Annotated in this window: 17 protein-coding genes; 3 read left to right on the top strand and 14 right to left on the bottom strand. The window is 57.5% G+C overall.

The genetic code is table 11. The annotated features are described in order from the left end of the window. Positions 1 to 21: 21 nt before the first annotated feature. From pheS to thrS, 5 genes are all read right to left on the bottom strand, one after another. On the bottom strand, positions 22 to 1,038 hold the full coding sequence (gene pheS / locus AC193Q_RS09940) for a phenylalanine--tRNA ligase subunit alpha (RefSeq protein ID WP_121186241.1): 1,017 nt from the start codon (positions 1,036 to 1,038) through the stop codon (positions 22 to 24). A 109-nt stretch (positions 1,039 to 1,147) separates the two neighbouring features. Further along, positions 1,148 to 1,504 carry a 50S ribosomal protein L20 gene (rplT, locus tag AC193Q_RS09945; protein ID WP_002553161.1) on the bottom strand — a complete coding sequence of 119 codons (357 nt, stop codon included), beginning with the start codon at positions 1,502 to 1,504 and terminating at the stop codon, positions 1,148 to 1,150. 28 nt (positions 1,505 to 1,532) lie between these two features. Further along, complete coding sequence (rpmI, locus tag AC193Q_RS09950; protein ID WP_002553160.1) at positions 1,533 to 1,727, bottom strand: 50S ribosomal protein L35; 195 nt, start codon at positions 1,725 to 1,727, stop codon at positions 1,533 to 1,535. Positions 1,728 to 1,787: 60 nt separating this feature from the next. Beyond that, positions 1,788 to 2,339: a translation initiation factor IF-3 gene (gene infC / locus AC193Q_RS09955; RefSeq protein WP_170929410.1), complete on the bottom strand. Its 552-nt coding sequence runs from the start codon at positions 2,337 to 2,339 to the stop codon at positions 1,788 to 1,790. Next, positions 2,339 to 4,261, bottom strand: coding sequence for a threonine--tRNA ligase (thrS, locus tag AC193Q_RS09960; RefSeq protein ID WP_007961251.1), 1,923 nt, complete (start codon positions 4,259 to 4,261; stop codon positions 2,339 to 2,341). Before thrS ends, infC begins: the two co-directional genes overlap by 1 nt. Positions 4,262 to 4,640: 379 nt before the next feature. On the opposite strand from thrS, the gene AC193Q_RS09965 reads away from it, so the two are divergent. Both AC193Q_RS09965 and AC193Q_RS09970 read left to right on the top strand, forming a co-directional pair. Next, a complete protein-coding gene (locus AC193Q_RS09965; RefSeq protein WP_047293289.1) occupies positions 4,641 to 4,940 on the top strand; it encodes a hypothetical protein in 300 nt (99 codons plus the stop codon). 292 nt (positions 4,941 to 5,232) lie between these two features. Further along, positions 5,233 to 5,445 (top strand): cold-shock protein, encoded by a 213-nt coding sequence (locus AC193Q_RS09970; RefSeq protein WP_003179963.1) that lies wholly within the window; start codon positions 5,233 to 5,235, stop codon positions 5,443 to 5,445. A 72-nt stretch (positions 5,446 to 5,517) separates the two neighbouring features. Here the strand turns inward: AC193Q_RS09970 and AC193Q_RS09975 are convergent, their stop codons facing one another. Both AC193Q_RS09975 and AC193Q_RS09980 read right to left on the bottom strand, forming a co-directional pair. Beyond that, a complete protein-coding gene (locus AC193Q_RS09975) occupies positions 5,518 to 5,835 on the bottom strand; it encodes an I78 family peptidase inhibitor (RefSeq protein ID WP_047293287.1) in 318 nt (105 codons plus the stop codon). Between the two features lie 168 nt (positions 5,836 to 6,003). Continuing rightward, positions 6,004 to 6,309, bottom strand: a complete 306-nt coding sequence (locus AC193Q_RS09980) for a hypothetical protein (protein ID WP_041066130.1) — start codon at positions 6,307 to 6,309, stop codon at positions 6,004 to 6,006. A gap of 132 nt (positions 6,310 to 6,441) precedes the next feature. Here AC193Q_RS09980 and AC193Q_RS09985 point away from each other — a divergent pair, with 132 nt between their 5' ends. Beyond that, complete coding sequence (locus tag AC193Q_RS09985; protein WP_095669300.1) at positions 6,442 to 6,654, top strand: hypothetical protein; 213 nt, start codon at positions 6,442 to 6,444, stop codon at positions 6,652 to 6,654. Between the two features lie 33 nt (positions 6,655 to 6,687). On the opposite strand, the gene AC193Q_RS09990 is transcribed toward AC193Q_RS09985, so the two are convergent. From AC193Q_RS09990 to AC193Q_RS10020, 7 genes are read right to left on the bottom strand one after another with little or no spacing between them, the layout of a single operon-like run. Beyond that, positions 6,688 to 7,716, bottom strand: coding sequence for a nucleoside hydrolase (locus AC193Q_RS09990; RefSeq protein WP_047293285.1), 1,029 nt, complete (start codon positions 7,714 to 7,716; stop codon positions 6,688 to 6,690). A gap of 45 nt (positions 7,717 to 7,761) precedes the next feature. Continuing rightward, complete coding sequence (gene rbsD / locus AC193Q_RS09995) at positions 7,762 to 8,166, bottom strand: D-ribose pyranase (protein ID WP_041066125.1); 405 nt, start codon at positions 8,164 to 8,166, stop codon at positions 7,762 to 7,764. Further along, positions 8,163 to 9,080 (bottom strand): ribokinase, encoded by a 918-nt coding sequence (rbsK, locus tag AC193Q_RS10000; protein WP_121186244.1) that lies wholly within the window; start codon positions 9,078 to 9,080, stop codon positions 8,163 to 8,165. Before rbsK ends, rbsD begins: the two co-directional genes overlap by 4 nt. A gap of 24 nt (positions 9,081 to 9,104) precedes the next feature. Then, on the bottom strand, positions 9,105 to 10,124 hold the full coding sequence (locus AC193Q_RS10005; protein WP_121186246.1) for a LacI family DNA-binding transcriptional regulator: 1,020 nt from the start codon (positions 10,122 to 10,124) through the stop codon (positions 9,105 to 9,107). Between the two features lie 3 nt (positions 10,125 to 10,127). Next, positions 10,128 to 11,105 (bottom strand): ABC transporter permease, encoded by a 978-nt coding sequence (locus AC193Q_RS10010; RefSeq protein WP_041066117.1) that lies wholly within the window; start codon positions 11,103 to 11,105, stop codon positions 10,128 to 10,130. Continuing rightward, positions 11,102 to 12,655 (bottom strand): sugar ABC transporter ATP-binding protein, encoded by a 1,554-nt coding sequence (locus AC193Q_RS10015; RefSeq protein WP_121186248.1) that lies wholly within the window; start codon positions 12,653 to 12,655, stop codon positions 11,102 to 11,104. Before AC193Q_RS10015 ends, AC193Q_RS10010 begins: the two co-directional genes overlap by 4 nt. A gap of 56 nt (positions 12,656 to 12,711) precedes the next feature. Beyond that, a complete protein-coding gene (locus AC193Q_RS10020; protein ID WP_121186250.1) occupies positions 12,712 to 13,668 on the bottom strand; it encodes a sugar ABC transporter substrate-binding protein in 957 nt (318 codons plus the stop codon). Positions 13,669 to 13,762 lie beyond the last annotated feature (94 nt).

Here is a 13,762-nt window from a genome sequence, read left to right on the forward strand (position 1 = left end):
TCTCCTAAGAATTCGTTACGACTAGCGAAATTGCGCGAGGAACCGCAAGTCGTTGTCGAAGAACAGACGCAAGTCGTTCACGCCGTAACGGAGCATGGCCAGACGCTCGACGCCCATACCGAAAGCAAAACCGGAGAACTCTTCCGGATCGATGCCAGACATGCGCAGCACGTTCGGGTGGACCATGCCGCAGCCCATGACTTCCAGCCAGCCGGTCTGCTTGCAGACGCGGCAGCCTTTACCGCTGCACATCACGCATTCCATATCGACTTCAGCGGATGGCTCGGTGAACGGGAAGTAAGAAGGACGGAAACGTACGGCCAGCTCTTTCTCGAAGAACACCCGCAGGAATTCTTCGATGGTGCCTTTGAGATCGGCAAAATTGATATCGTGATCGACCAGCAGGCCTTCGACCTGGTGGAACATCGGCGAGTGGGTGATATCGGAGTCGCTGCGATACACACGGCCTGGGCAGACGATGCGGATCGGCGGTTGCTTGGACTCCATGGTCCGGACCTGTACCGGCGAGGTATGGGTGCGCAGCAACATGTTCGCATTGAAATAGAAAGTGTCATGCATCGACCGGGCCGGGTGGTGGCCTGGGATGTTGAGCGCTTCGAAGTTGTGATAGTCGTCTTCGACCTCAGGGCCTTCGGCGATACCGTAGCCGATGCGGGTGAAGAACTGCTCGACTCGTTCCAGAGTCCGGGTCACCGGATGCAGACCACCGGAGGTCTGGCCACGGCCCGGCAACGTCACGTCAATGGATTCGGCAGACAGTTTGGCAGCCAGTTCGGCTTCTTCAAACAGGGCCATGCGCGCATTGAGAACGCCTGTAACACGCTCCTTGGCAACGTTGATCAGGGCGCCGACTTGCGGACGCTCTTCTGCCGGCAAATTCCCCAGGGTCTTCATCACCTGAGTCAATTCACCCTTTTTGCCAAGGTATTGAACCCGGATTTGCTCCAGGGCATTGATATCTTCAGCGCTTTGCACAGCCTCTAGTGCTTGAGAGACCAGCGCATCCAGGTTTTCCATGTACAGACTCCAGATACAAAATAGGGGAAGAGCTTGAAGGCTCTTCCCCTATTTATGACGTTTAACACCTGACCCCACAGAGGTGAGGCCGGGTGACTGTCGGGGGTACTTAAGCCAAGGTGGCTTTAGCTTTCTCGACAATCGCAGCAAACGCCGCTTTTTCGTTCACTGCCAGATCAGCCAGAACCTTACGGTCGATCTCGATGGACGCTTTTTTCAGGCCAGCAATGAAACGGCTGTAGGACAGACCGTTAACACGAGCACCAGCGTTGATACGAGCGATCCACAGAGCGCGGAACTGACGTTTTTTCTGACGACGGTCACGGTAGGCGTATTGGCCTGCCTTGATTACCGCTTGCTTGGCAACACGGAATACGCGGGAGCGTGCGCCGTAGTAGCCTTTAGCAAGTTTCAGAATTTTTTTGTGACGCTTACGGGCAATGACGCCACGCTTTACACGAGCCATGAGTTACTTCCTCTATTCTTGACTAAAATTAACGAAGGCGCAGCATGCGCTCGACTTTTGCCACGTCAGACGGATGCAGCAAGCTGCTACCGCGCAGTTGACGCTTACGCTTGGTCGACATTTTGGTCAGGATGTGGCTCTTGAAAGCGTGCTTGTGCTTGATACCGTTAGCAGTTTTCAGAAACCGCTTAGCAGCACCACTTTTGGTTTTCATTTTTGGCATGTTCGGATACTCCGCATTCAGTTGATAAACATAATCAGAAGGCCTGCCGTGCCCTGTTGATTACTTCTTCTTTTTCGGGGCGATGACCATGATCAGCTGGCGTCCTTCCATCTTAGGATGCTGTTCGACCGAACCGTACTCGAGCAGGTCAGCTTCAACCCGCTTGAGGAGTTCCATCCCCAGCTCCTGGTGGGCCATCTCACGGCCGCGGAATCGCAAGGATACCTTGGCCCTGTCCCCGTCACTCAGGAAACGTACCAGGTTGCGCAGTTTTACCTGGTAATCCCCTTCCTCCGTCCCTGGACGAAACTTGATTTCTTTTACCTGAATCTGCTTCTGGTTTTTCTTCGCTGCTGCAATCTGCTTCTTCTTTTCGAAGATCGATTTGCCGTAGTCCATCACCCGGCAAACCGGTGGGACTGCGTCAGCAGAGATTTCTACCAGATCAAGCTTTGCTTCTTCAGCAATACGAAGCGCTTCATCAATCGAGACGATGCCAATCTGCTCGCCATCAGCGCCAATTAACCGAACCTCGCGTGCCGAGATATTCTCGTTGATCGGGGCTTTCGGTGCAGCTCGTTTATCTTGTCTCATTTCACGCTTAATAATAATTACTCCGAATCTGGGCGACCACGCCGGGAAACCGCTTGCGCGAGAAACTCAGCGAACTGGGCGACGGGCATCGAGCCCAGGTCAGCACCTTCACGAGTACGCACAGCGACAGTCTGCATCTCGACTTCCTTATCTCCGATAACCAAAAGATAGGGAACCTTGAGCAAAGTATGCTCGCGGATTTTAAAGCCGATCTTTTCATTTCTCAAGTCGGACTTGGCACGAAATCCGCTTTCGTTGAGAGTTTTTTCAACCTGAGCGACGAAATCTGCCTGTTTATCAGTGATATTCATGATCACTGCCTGCGTTGGCGCGAGCCACGCAGGGAATGCACCTTCGTAGTGCTCGATCAGAATCCCGACGAAACGCTCGAAAGAACCGAGGATCGCGCGGTGCAACATCACCGGATGCTTGCGGCTGTTGTCTTCGGAGACGTATTCGGCGCCGAGACGGACAGGCAGGTTGAAATCGAGCTGCAAGGTACCACACTGCCAGACGCGACCGAGGCAATCTTTCAGCGAGAACTCGATCTTCGGACCGTAGAACGCACCTTCGCCCGGTTGCAGATCATACGGCAGGCCCGCGCTATCGAGGGCTGCCGCCAGTGCCGCTTCGGCGCGATCCCACAGCTCGTCGGAACCTACGCGTTTTTCCGGACGAGTGGACAGTTTCATCTCGACGTCGGTGAAGCCGAAGTCGCGATAAACATCCATGGTCAGCTTGATGAACGCTGCGGATTCAGCCTGCATCTGCTCTTCGGTGCAGAAAATGTGCGCGTCGTCCTGAGTGAACGCGCGCACCCGCATGATGCCGTGCAACGCACCCGACGGCTCGTTACGGTGGCACGCACCAAATTCGGCCAGACGCATCGGCAGCTCGCGGTAGCTCTTCAGACCCTGATTGAACACCTGCACGTGGCACGGGCAGTTCATCGGCTTGATGGCGTAGTCGCGGCTTTCCGACTCGGTGGTGAACATGTTGTCGGCGTAGTTGGCCCAGTGCCCGGATTTTTCCCACAGACTGCGATCGACCACTTGCGGGGTCTTGATCTCGAGGTAGCCATTGTCACGCTGCACCTTGCGCATGTACTGCTCGAGCACTTGATACAGGGTCCAGCCGTTCGGGTGCCAGAACACCATGCCCGGCGCTTCTTCCTGGGTGTGGAACAGGCCCAGGCGCTTGCCGATCTTGCGGTGATCGCGCTTTTCCGCTTCTTCGATGCGCTGGATGTAAGCCGCCAGCTGCTTCTTGTCTGCCCAGGCAGTACCGTAAACGCGCTGTAGTTGCTCGTTCTTGGCATCACCGCGCCAGTAGGCACCGGACAATTTGGTCAGTTTGAAGGACTTCAGGAAACGCGTGTTCGGCACGTGCGGGCCGCGGCACATGTCGACGTATTCTTCGTGGTAATACAGGCCCATGGCCTGCTCGTTCGGCATGTCCTCGACCAGACGCAGCTTGTAATCTTCGCCGCGAGCCTTGAACACTTCGATCACTTCGGCGCGCGGAGTGACTTTCTTGATGACGTCGTAATCCTTGTCGATCAGCTGATGCATGCGCTGTTCGATGGCGGCCATGTCGTCCGGCGTAAAAGGACGTTCGAAGGCGATGTCGTAATAGAAGCCTTCGTCGATAACCGGGCCGATGACCATTTTCGCAGTCGGGTACAGTTGCTTGACCGCATGGCCAACCAGGTGCGCGCAAGAGTGGCGAATGATCTCCAGCCCCTCTTCATCCTTTGGCGTGATGATTTGCAGCGTCGCGTCGCTGTCGATGATGTCGCAGGCGTCAACCAGCTTGCCGTTGACCTTGCCGGCCACGGTGGCCTTGGCCAGACCGGCACCAATGGATGCGGCGACCTCGGCTACGGAAACCGGGTGATCGAATGAACGTTGACTGCCGTCGGGAAGAGTAATAGTTGGCATGGCGCCTCCTCTCCTAGTGGTGACCCCTACCAAAGGTCACGTGGGTTGGGATGAGCCAGTACAAGATCCGATCCAGGCCATTCAATGACGAACGCCTGCCTTACAGCGGCAGGAGCCTTGCGGCCAACCGGAAAACCGAACCAGAGTGACTGGGATTCAAATCAGGGTTTCGCACGCTGACCGCTTCGGGGCTGAAGGCCATCCGGAGCCTGAGAACGCATGAGCCCGGCATGCTAGCACAGATGAGCGGTCATCGAGTCGAAGGATTTTCAGTGCTGAAGATTTATGCATTTTTGCGACGCAAAGTGAACTTGGGATATACGCTTTGCCTCAAATAAGCTGAGAATCGTCGCCGATATCAACCCAAGGAGTTTCCGACATGCGCCTTACCCGACTTTTTGCTTACGCGGCCCCGCTGGCCCTGCTACTGCCGCTGAGCGCCAACGCGGCCTGGCCTGCCGGTGTCAAAGCCCAGTACATGAACGACTGCACCGCCGCCGCCAGCAAGAGCGTCAATCCAGCCGAAGCCAATAAACACTGCGCTTGCGGTGCCGATGTTCTGGAAAAGAAATTCACCACGCAAGAGATCGCGCAACTGATGGACAAGAACACCCCGCCAAGTGGTGAACTGGGTCAACGTGCACTGAAAGAAATCTCGGTTTGCCGCGTGCAGAAATAAGCGCTGATGAATGTTTTTTCGGGCGTCCGGCAGACCAAAAATCGCTAAAAAGACCCCGAAATCGATAATTTACGCAGGTTTTATAGCTTTTTTTACACCCTCTTCTTTCGGCCAAAAGCCACTGAAACCGGGGCTTGCAGACATTTCAGAGGTTGAAATCGATGCAATATGAAAGCAAACAGCACGTCCGGGGGGCTACCAAAGCGAACATTTCGACTATGATACCCGGGTGTGCCCAGTTGGCCTGAGCAGCACAGTACTACTGAAAATATATGTTTCTTGGAGATACACCATGTCTAATCGCCAAACCGGCACCGTTAAATGGTTCAACGATGAAAAAGGCTTCGGCTTCATCACTCCTCAAGGTGGCGGTGACGACCTGTTCGTACACTTCAAAGCTATCGAATCCGACGGTTTCAAAAGCCTGAAAGAAGGCCAGACCGTCTCTTTCGTGGCTGAGAAAGGCCAAAAGGGTATGCAAGCTGCACAAGTTCGCCCAGAGTAATTTCCCGGCGCGCTAAAAAAACCCCGTCCATGTGACGGGGTTTTTTATGCCGGCAACAAAAGCGCTCTGCGATCAACCGCAGTTGACGCGGGTGACCACCAGGTTGTTGTCGGTGTTCAGATTCAAGCGATCGGAGCGGTATTCCAGCGTGATCATGTCGGTTGGCTTGAGGAAACGGGCGTTTTGCGCGCCAGCCTTGGCACGCGCCTGATCGAGCAGTTCCGGCGAAGCCTTTTTACCGATGGCAAATTCCGCTGCCTTTGCTTCACAGCGGCTGTGACCGGCATCGGTCGCCACAGGATCCTTTGCCGACTCGCTGGAGGTCGTGCTGCAACCGGCCAACATGACAACGGCCATAAGTGCACCCAGAGACGCGAACTTCAAAGGCATGAAGCCTCCTTCTTTCAAATGGTTAAGCTGAGATCGTGCGACCGCCAATCTGGCGTTTGGTTTCACAACCAATGCTGCCACCCTGCCCCACGATCCGGAAAAACGCTGAGTCTGCCTGAAGAGCGTGCAGCGCATCCTCACACAATCGTCACCGAATATTAACGAAGCTCAATAGACGTCGATGTAATCGAGCGGCGGATTCGGCCAGTTGTCTTTCAGTGCGTTGAAAATCTGCATCACCCAGACTTCATCACTGGCCGCGACATTGCCGACATACCCCGAACCCTTGGCCCAGGTTTCCAGGCGAAAGAGCAGGCCGTCAATATCCTGCCCGCCGGTCACACCGGAAGAAATATAGGCAATCCCACCCTTGGTCACGCGCAGTTGCGTGTGTACATCATCGCTGGCCGACGCGAGCAACTGGCGCACAGCGTCAAGTGTGAGGCCGTCGGGGGAATTCAAATCGATCTGCACAGCACATTCCTTGGTTCAACCGGAAAAGACCAAGTGTCGCATAGCGTCGCGCCCATGCCTAAGTCGCAGTGCCAAACGCCCGACAAAGTGGTTAACTCGCGCTCAGACATTCCCGACTTTTCGAGCGCACTCATGAGCACCGTAAGCATCTCCGCCGACATCAAGGTTCTTTGGCCGAAGGGGCACAGTTCGTATAGCCCGGGCAGTTCGGAGGAGCTGGCGCTGATCAGCATCGATCTGCTGGTCAAGACGATGGGAACACAAGGCGCACAAACGTTTATCGCTCAAGTGTTCGAACGGTACCAGCATGACGACAAGAGCACGCCGGACACGGAGAGGGAGTAAAAACCCGCAGACTTGCACCTGCGGGTCCAGGCCTTACTTCAAGCGCTTCAGACGCTCAGTCAGCAGATCGAAGAAACCTTGGGCATCACCATTCTCGACCCAAAATGCGTTTTTCGGCTGTTTCAGACCATCGTACCAGTCGACCACGGTCTGACCGAACGTGATCCCCTCACGGCTGTCGATGGCCACGTTCACCGAGCGACCGGTGAACAGCTCCGGCTTGAGCAGGTAAGCAATGACGGTAGCGTCATGCACCGGACCGCCAGGGATGCCGTAGTGCTCCATGTCGCCCTTGATGTACTCGTTGAGGATGTCGCCGACAATCTTGCTCGCATTGTTGTTGAGCGCGGCAATCTGCTTCAGGCGGGCGTCGCTGGTGAGAATCTTGTGGGTCACGTCCAGCGGCAGATAGGTCAGTTTTACACCACTCTTGAGTACCACTTCTGCCGCTTGCGGGTCGGCAAACAAGTTGAATTCGGCCACCGGGGTAATGTTGCCGCCATTGAAGTGCGCGCCGCCCATGATCACCACTTCCTTGATACCGTTAACGATCTCCGGCTCCTGGATCAGCGCCAGCGCCAGGTTGGTCTGCGGGCCCAGCATGGCGATGGTGATGCTGTGCGGTTTGGCTTTTTTCAGGGTATCGATCAGGTAGTTGACCGCATTGCCTTCGGCCAGGCCTTTTTTCGGCTCATGCACGGTGACACCCGACAGGCCTTCCTTGCCATGGATGTTCTCGGCGTAGATCGGCGTACGCATCAGCGGCTTCGGCGCGCCCGCGTAAACCGGAACGTCCTCGCGCCCTGCCCACTCGCGAGCCAGGCGCGCGTTGCGCGAAGTCTTGTCGAGGCGCACGTTGCCGGCCACGGTGGTCAGTGCGCGAATGTTCAGTTCATCCGGCGAAGCCAGGGCGAACAGCAGGGCAACCACATCGTCGGCACCCGGATCGGTGTCGATGATCAGGTCGATCTTTTCAGCAGCCTGAGCGCTGGTGGCGGTCATAAAAGACAAAAGCAGCAGACTCCGAAGCAATTGGTGGAGTTTGTGAGCGTAACGGTGCATGGCGCATTCCTTGTGCTGATGAAAATGAAAGGGTCGAAAACCCGATTAGAACGTTACTCCGGCCACCAGCACGATGTTGCAGTACGGCTGACATTCGCCTGTACGAACAATCGCCCGTGCCTGTCGGCTAAGGACCTTGAATTGCTCATGAGTCAGCAGATCGCGCCGACCGAGGGCGCCCTCTTCTTGCAACTCGTCCAGCACAACCAGGGCGGTCGGCTGCTTGTCGAGGATTTCGTTGGCCAGCACATGGCTCTCCACCTGCATCTCGCTGAGCACGACTTTCAGGGTACTGACAAAATCCGGAACGCCGTGGGTCAGCGCCAGATCAATCAGTTCAACACCAGGAGGAACCGGCAGTCCGGCGTCACCGATCACCACCATGTCACCATGGCCCAGGGATGCGATCAGCCGCGACAACGCGACGTTGAGCAAAGGAGTTTTTTTCATGCGGATTTGAACGCCTGTACGTCGGACATGGTGGGAATGGAAGGCTGTGCGCCGGCCCGGGTCACAGATAACGCTGCAGCGACTTGCCCGTAACGGATCGCCTCAGCCTCGGATTTGCCACTGGCAAGCGCTGCGGCAAAACCACCAACAAAGGTATCGCCCGCGGCGGTGGTATCGACCGCCTGCACCTTGGGCGCCGGGAAATGCTCGAAATCTTTGCCATTGGCGAACAGCGAGCCTTGCGCACCGAGGGTAACGATGACCTTGCCCGCGCCCATTGCGATCAACTGACTGGCAGCGCTTTCTGCGGCCTCCAGCGAATCGACTGGCAACCCGCTCAATGCAGCGGCTTCGCTTTCGTTGGGAATCAGGTAATCGATGGCGGTATACCAGTCTGCCGGCAGCGGACGACTGGCCGGCGCCGGGTTTAAAATCACGGTCTTGCCCAGCGCACGCGCACGCTTGAGCGCATGCCCCACCGTTGCATCCGGGATCTCCAGCTGGCAGATAATCACGTCGGCCGCCTGCAGAACTGCATCAAAGCGGTCAATCACCGCCGGGGTCATTGCACCGTTGGCGCCAGCGACGATCACGATGGCGTTCTGACTGTTGTCATCGACCACAATCAGCGCCACGCCACTGGAGTCGGCAACCGTGCTCACCGCCTGACAATCGATCTGCTCGGCCAGCAATGCGTCGCGCAATTGCACGCCGTAGTCATCGTTGCCAACACAGCCGACCATCGCCACCTGCGCACCCAAGCGCGCAGCAGCGACTGCCTGATTGGCGCCCTTGCCGCCGGAAACGGTGGCAAAAGAATGACCGATCAGCGTTTCACCACCCTTTGGCAGCCGTGGCGCCCGGGTGACCAGATCCATGTTCAGGCTGCCTATTACCACTACATTTGCTGGCATACATCACTACTCGTCAATTCGATTTCAGCGGTACTCGGTGAACACGCTTGACAGCGGTGCAGTCGATTCGCGCAAGACAATACTCGGGGTCACGATTCGTTGATCGGTGACCAGACTCGGGGTAGCAATCCTTCGCAGCAGCACTTCGGCAGCCATCTCGCCCAACTGCAGGATCGACTGGCCAACGGTGGTCAGCGCCGGGTACACGTAGCGACTCATCTGGATATCGTCGAAGCCGATCACCGACAGCTCGCTCGGTACGCGGACATTGCGCTCGGCCGCCGCGCGCAGCACACCGATCCCGATCATGTCGTTACCGGCGAAGATCGCACTCGGCGGATTGCTTTCAAGCAGGATCGCCGCCGCGTTGTAACCGCCAGTGCTGGTGAAATCGCTTTCCAGCATGCGCTCGGCCCGCACCTTGATGCCCGCCTCCTGCAGCGCTCGACAAAAACCGGCCTGACGCATTTGCGCCACGCTGGTGCTCGACGGACCGCCGATGGTGGCGATGTCACGATGGCCCAGCTCCAGCAGGTGACGCGTCGCCAGATAGGCACCATATTCATGGTCGATGCGCACCAGGTCGGCGTCCACGCCATCCAGCCCGCGGTCGACGATGACCATCGGCGTTTTCACCCCGGCCAGCCCTTGCGCGAGCCCGATGTCGCCACCGGCGGAGGCGACGATCAGGCCGTCAATGCGCTTCTCCAGCAGCACCCGCAAATAGCTGCGCTGTTTTTCCGGGTTATCGTCAGAGTTGCAAAGGATCACGCAATAGCCGTTACGCTCACAGTAATCCTCGATACCCCGAGCCAACTCGGCAAAATACGGGTTGAGGCTGTTAGGCACCAATAAGCCAATGGTCGCAGTGGTCTTGGCTTTCAGTGAACGCGCCACGGCACTTGGCACGTAATCGAGGCTTTTGATGGCCGCCTCGACCTTCAACCGCACCTCCTGACTGACCGGCCGGGTCTTGTTCACCACGTGAGAAACCGTGGTGTAGGAAATCCCCGCGAGCGCCGCCACATCCTTGATCGTTGCCATGGCTTAGCCCCGTCGACTGGCGCGTTGACTGCGATAGGTATCGAGTACCACCGCAATGACGATCACCGCACCGGTGATAATGCGCTTGGTTGGCTCCGTCGCACCGATCTGCGCCAGACCGGCCGCCAGCACCGAAATGATCAACACACCGAAGAAGGTGCTGATCACCGAACCACGCCCCCCCATCAGGCTGGTGCCACCAATGACCACCGCAGCGATCACTTGCAGTTCGAGGCCGGAGCCGGCATTCGGATCCGCCGCTTCCAGACGGGAAATCTGGAACAGCGCGGCGATGCCGGCGAGCAGCCCCATCAGGCTGAACACCAGAATCTTGTACGGTTTTGGATTGATCCCGGCCAGACGCACCGCTTCTTCGTTGGTGCCGATGCCGATCAGGTAGCGACCGAACACGGTGCGGGTCAGCACCGCTTGCGCAATGAAGATCACCAGCAAGGCAATGATGAACGACGGCGAGATACCAAAGGCGATCGGGTTCGACAGCCAGGCAAACGAATCACCGATGTAGGCGGTGCGCGAACCGGTCATCTGATACGCCAGGCCACGGGCCATTTCCAGCACACCGAGCGAAACGATGAACGACGGAATACGCCACGCTACAGTGATCGAACCAGTCACCGTACCCGCCAGTGCAGCCACCGCCATACCGAGCAGAGCGGACGGCAACACGCTCCAGCCCCAGCCGAGAATCGCGACGCTGACTGTCGAGGCGGCAAGTGCCAGTACCGAACCGACCGACAGGTCGATGCCGCCGATGATCAGCACGAAGGTCATGCCCACCGCCAGCACCATCAGATCGGGGATCTGGTTGGCCAGCGTGCTGAAGGTGTCATAGGACAGAAAGTGGCTGCTCATGACCGAGAACAACGCCACCATCGCCAACAAGGCACCCGCCAGGCCCAGATAGGTGCCAAGACCGTAGAAATTGCCACCACGTTTGCCGGCAGAAGATGCAGTTTTCATGGGAGTTCCCTAGGCGCCGCTTCATTGAGCTGCGCATCACGTTTTTGGTAGCCGGCGAACGCGGCAGCAAGCAAATCATCCTGGGTCCAGCTGTCGCGCTCGAAGGTATCGATCAAACGCCCTGCCGACAGAACACCGATCCGGTCGCAGATCAGCATCAGCTCGCGCAGGTCACTGGATACCACCACCAGCGCTTTGCCCTGACGTGTCAACTCGCCCAGCAAGGCATAGATATCGAACTTGGCACCCACATCAATGCCGCGAGTCGGCTCGTCGAACAACAGCACCGAGCAATCACGCTCCAGCCAGCGACCGATCACGACCTTCTGCTGATTACCGCCAGACAACTCGGAAACCAATTGGGTCGGGCTCGAACTGCGGATGCGCATGGCGTTGATCTGACGCTGCGCCAAAGAAATTTCGTTGCTGTTATTGACGACCCCGGCCCGGGAAATTTCCGGCATGTTGCCCAAAGCAATATTGGCGCTGATCGACTGGCTGAGCAGCAAGCCTTCACCCTTGCGGTCTTCGGTGATCAGGGCGATGCCGTGCTTCACTGCATCAACCGGCGAACGCACACTGACCTCCTGCGCCGGCGAACCCAGCGCAATCGTGCCGCTGTCGGCGAGGTCGGCGCCAAAAATCAGCCTTAGCAATTCAGTGCGCCCGGCTCCGATCAGCCCGGAAATCCCGAAAATCTCGCCAGCACGCACTTCAAAGGAAACATCGCGCACCTTGTCGGAGCGGGTCAGGCCCTTGACCGTCAGGGCTGGCGCGCCAATCTTGCGCGGGCCCATGTCGATGTGTTCGCCCAGCTCACGGCCGACCATCAAGGTCACCAACTGCTCACTGTTATAGTTGGCCATCGGCTCGACGCAGACCAGATTGCCGTCACGCAGCACAGCAATGCGTTGCGCAACTCGGGCCAGCTCTTCCAGGCGGTGGGAGATATAGATGATCGCAACCCCACGCGCCTGTAAACGGGTGATCTGCTCAAAAAGCATTTCCACTTCACGGGCAGTGAGCATGGCCGTCGGCTCATCAAGAATCAGCACATGACAATCGCCGATCAGGTTGCGTGCGATCTCGACCATCTGCTGATGCCCGATACCCAACTCGCCGACCAGAGTGTCCGGATCAATCGCATCGAGGCCGACCTGCGCCATGGCTTCGATGGCGGCCTTGCGCAATTGCTTGCGACTGATCCAGCCGCCGTTGCTCGGCAGGTTGTCGAGAAACAGGTTTTCCGCCACCGACAGGGTCGGCAGCAGATTGAGTTCTTGCATGACCATGCGCACGCCAAGCTCTTCAGCCTGGGTACGGCTGCCAGGGCGGTAGTCTTTGCCCTGGAACCGCATCTGGCCTGTGGTCGGCGTGACCAGACCACCAATGATCTTCGACAGCGTGCTTTTACCGGCACCATTTTCACCGGTCAGCGCCAGCACTTCACCGCGCATCAGCGTCAAGTCGATGCCCGTGAGCACCGGCTGCGCATAGGTCTTACCGATACCGCTGACCGAGAGGACAGCGTTCGGGGCGGAAACTGACATAAAAACTCTCCATGCGCTCGTCCGGACGGACGAGCGCCGTTGTGTCGCCGAAAGACTTACTGGGTGACCAGCTCGACTGGCGTTTCGATCACGCCATTGGCGCCGCTGTCGACTTTTTCGCCCTTGAGGATTTTCAGTGCGGTCTCAATACCGAACACAGCCTGCTTGGCAGCGAACTGATCGGCCGTCGCCAGCACACGACCGTCCTTGAGCATCGGCTTGATCGCGTTGATATTGTCGTAACCGACCACTTGTACCTTGCCCGCCTTGCCGGCAGCGCGCACAGCGGAAACAGCGCCGACGGCCATGCTGTCGTTACCCGCCAAGAGCGCTTTCACATCCGGGTATTCGCTGAGAATCGAAGCAGCAACCTTGTTGCCCTTGTCGATTTCCCAGTCCCCCGATTGCAACGAAACCACCTTGATCTGCGCCGCGCCCATCGCATCCTTGAAGCCGGCGGTGCGCTGCTGGGCGTTGGTGGTGGTGGACACACCTTCGATGATGCCGACTTCGTCACCGGCCTTCAGTTGCTTGGCCAGGTACTCACCGACCAGACGCGCACCCTTGCGGTTGTCCGGCCCTACGAATGGCACACTGATATTTTTGCTTTTGACGATTTGCGGATCGAGCTGGTTGTCGATGTTGATCACGGTGATGCCGGCATCGACGGCTTTCTTGATGACCGGCACCATGGCCTTGGAATCGGACGGTGCGATGACCAGCGCGTTGACCTTGGCCAGAATCATCTGCTCGACGATGCGGGTCTGGCCGGCGGTATCGGTCTCGTCCTTGATGCCGTTGGAGATCAGGTCAAAATCGGCGGAGTGTTCTTTCTGGTAAGCCTTGGCGCCATCTTCCATGGTCAGGAAGAATTCGTTGGCCAGGGATTTCATGACCAATGCGACTTTGGGTTTTTCCGGGGACTCGGCGAAGGCCGAAGAGACAGGTAGTGCGGCGGCTGCAGCAGCCAGCATAGCGACAGCAAGAAGACGTCCAGCGAATGGCAGCTTCATGGGTTCACTCCGATCTTATGATTATTGTGAGCAACGCTCGCGCTGGCGTAAGCTTCAGCGCTCTCTTCCGGCCAATAGGGCACCGGGGAAGCCG

Source organism: Pseudomonas sp. F2 (genome assembly GCF_057174385.1).

Excerpts from the sequence above, each read along its gene's own strand:
- rbsK (WP_121186244.1), bottom strand. The coding sequence starts at position 9,080 with ATGCCAGCAAATGTAGTGGTAATAGGCAGCCTGAACATGGATCTGGTC.
- AC193Q_RS09985 (WP_095669300.1), top strand. The coding sequence starts at position 6,442 with ATGAGCACCGTAAGCATCTCCGCCGACATCAAGGTTCTTTGGCCGAAG.
- AC193Q_RS10015 (WP_121186248.1), bottom strand. The coding sequence starts at position 12,655 with ATGTCAGTTTCCGCCCCGAACGCTGTCCTCTCGGTCAGCGGTATCGGT.
- AC193Q_RS10020 (WP_121186250.1), bottom strand. The coding sequence starts at position 13,668 with ATGAAGCTGCCATTCGCTGGACGTCTTCTTGCTGTCGCTATGCTGGCT.
- AC193Q_RS09990 (WP_047293285.1), bottom strand. The coding sequence starts at position 7,716 with ATGCACCGTTACGCTCACAAACTCCACCAATTGCTTCGGAGTCTGCTG.
- rbsD (WP_041066125.1), bottom strand. The coding sequence starts at position 8,166 with ATGAAAAAAACTCCTTTGCTCAACGTCGCGTTGTCGCGGCTGATCGCA.
- thrS (WP_007961251.1), bottom strand. The coding sequence starts at position 4,261 with ATGCCAACTATTACTCTTCCCGACGGCAGTCAACGTTCATTCGATCAC.
- AC193Q_RS09965 (WP_047293289.1), top strand. The coding sequence starts at position 4,641 with ATGCGCCTTACCCGACTTTTTGCTTACGCGGCCCCGCTGGCCCTGCTA.
- rplT (WP_002553161.1), bottom strand. The coding sequence starts at position 1,504 with ATGGCTCGTGTAAAGCGTGGCGTCATTGCCCGTAAGCGTCACAAAAAA.
- pheS (WP_121186241.1), bottom strand. The coding sequence starts at position 1,038 with ATGGAAAACCTGGATGCGCTGGTCTCTCAAGCACTAGAGGCTGTGCAA.
- AC193Q_RS10010 (WP_041066117.1), bottom strand. The coding sequence starts at position 11,105 with ATGAAAACTGCATCTTCTGCCGGCAAACGTGGTGGCAATTTCTACGGT.
- AC193Q_RS10005 (WP_121186246.1), bottom strand. The coding sequence starts at position 10,124 with ATGGCAACGATCAAGGATGTGGCGGCGCTCGCGGGGATTTCCTACACC.
- rpmI (WP_002553160.1), bottom strand. The coding sequence starts at position 1,727 with ATGCCAAAAATGAAAACCAAAAGTGGTGCTGCTAAGCGGTTTCTGAAA.
- AC193Q_RS09975 (WP_047293287.1), bottom strand. The coding sequence starts at position 5,835 with ATGCCTTTGAAGTTCGCGTCTCTGGGTGCACTTATGGCCGTTGTCATG.
- AC193Q_RS09970 (WP_003179963.1), top strand. The coding sequence starts at position 5,233 with ATGTCTAATCGCCAAACCGGCACCGTTAAATGGTTCAACGATGAAAAA.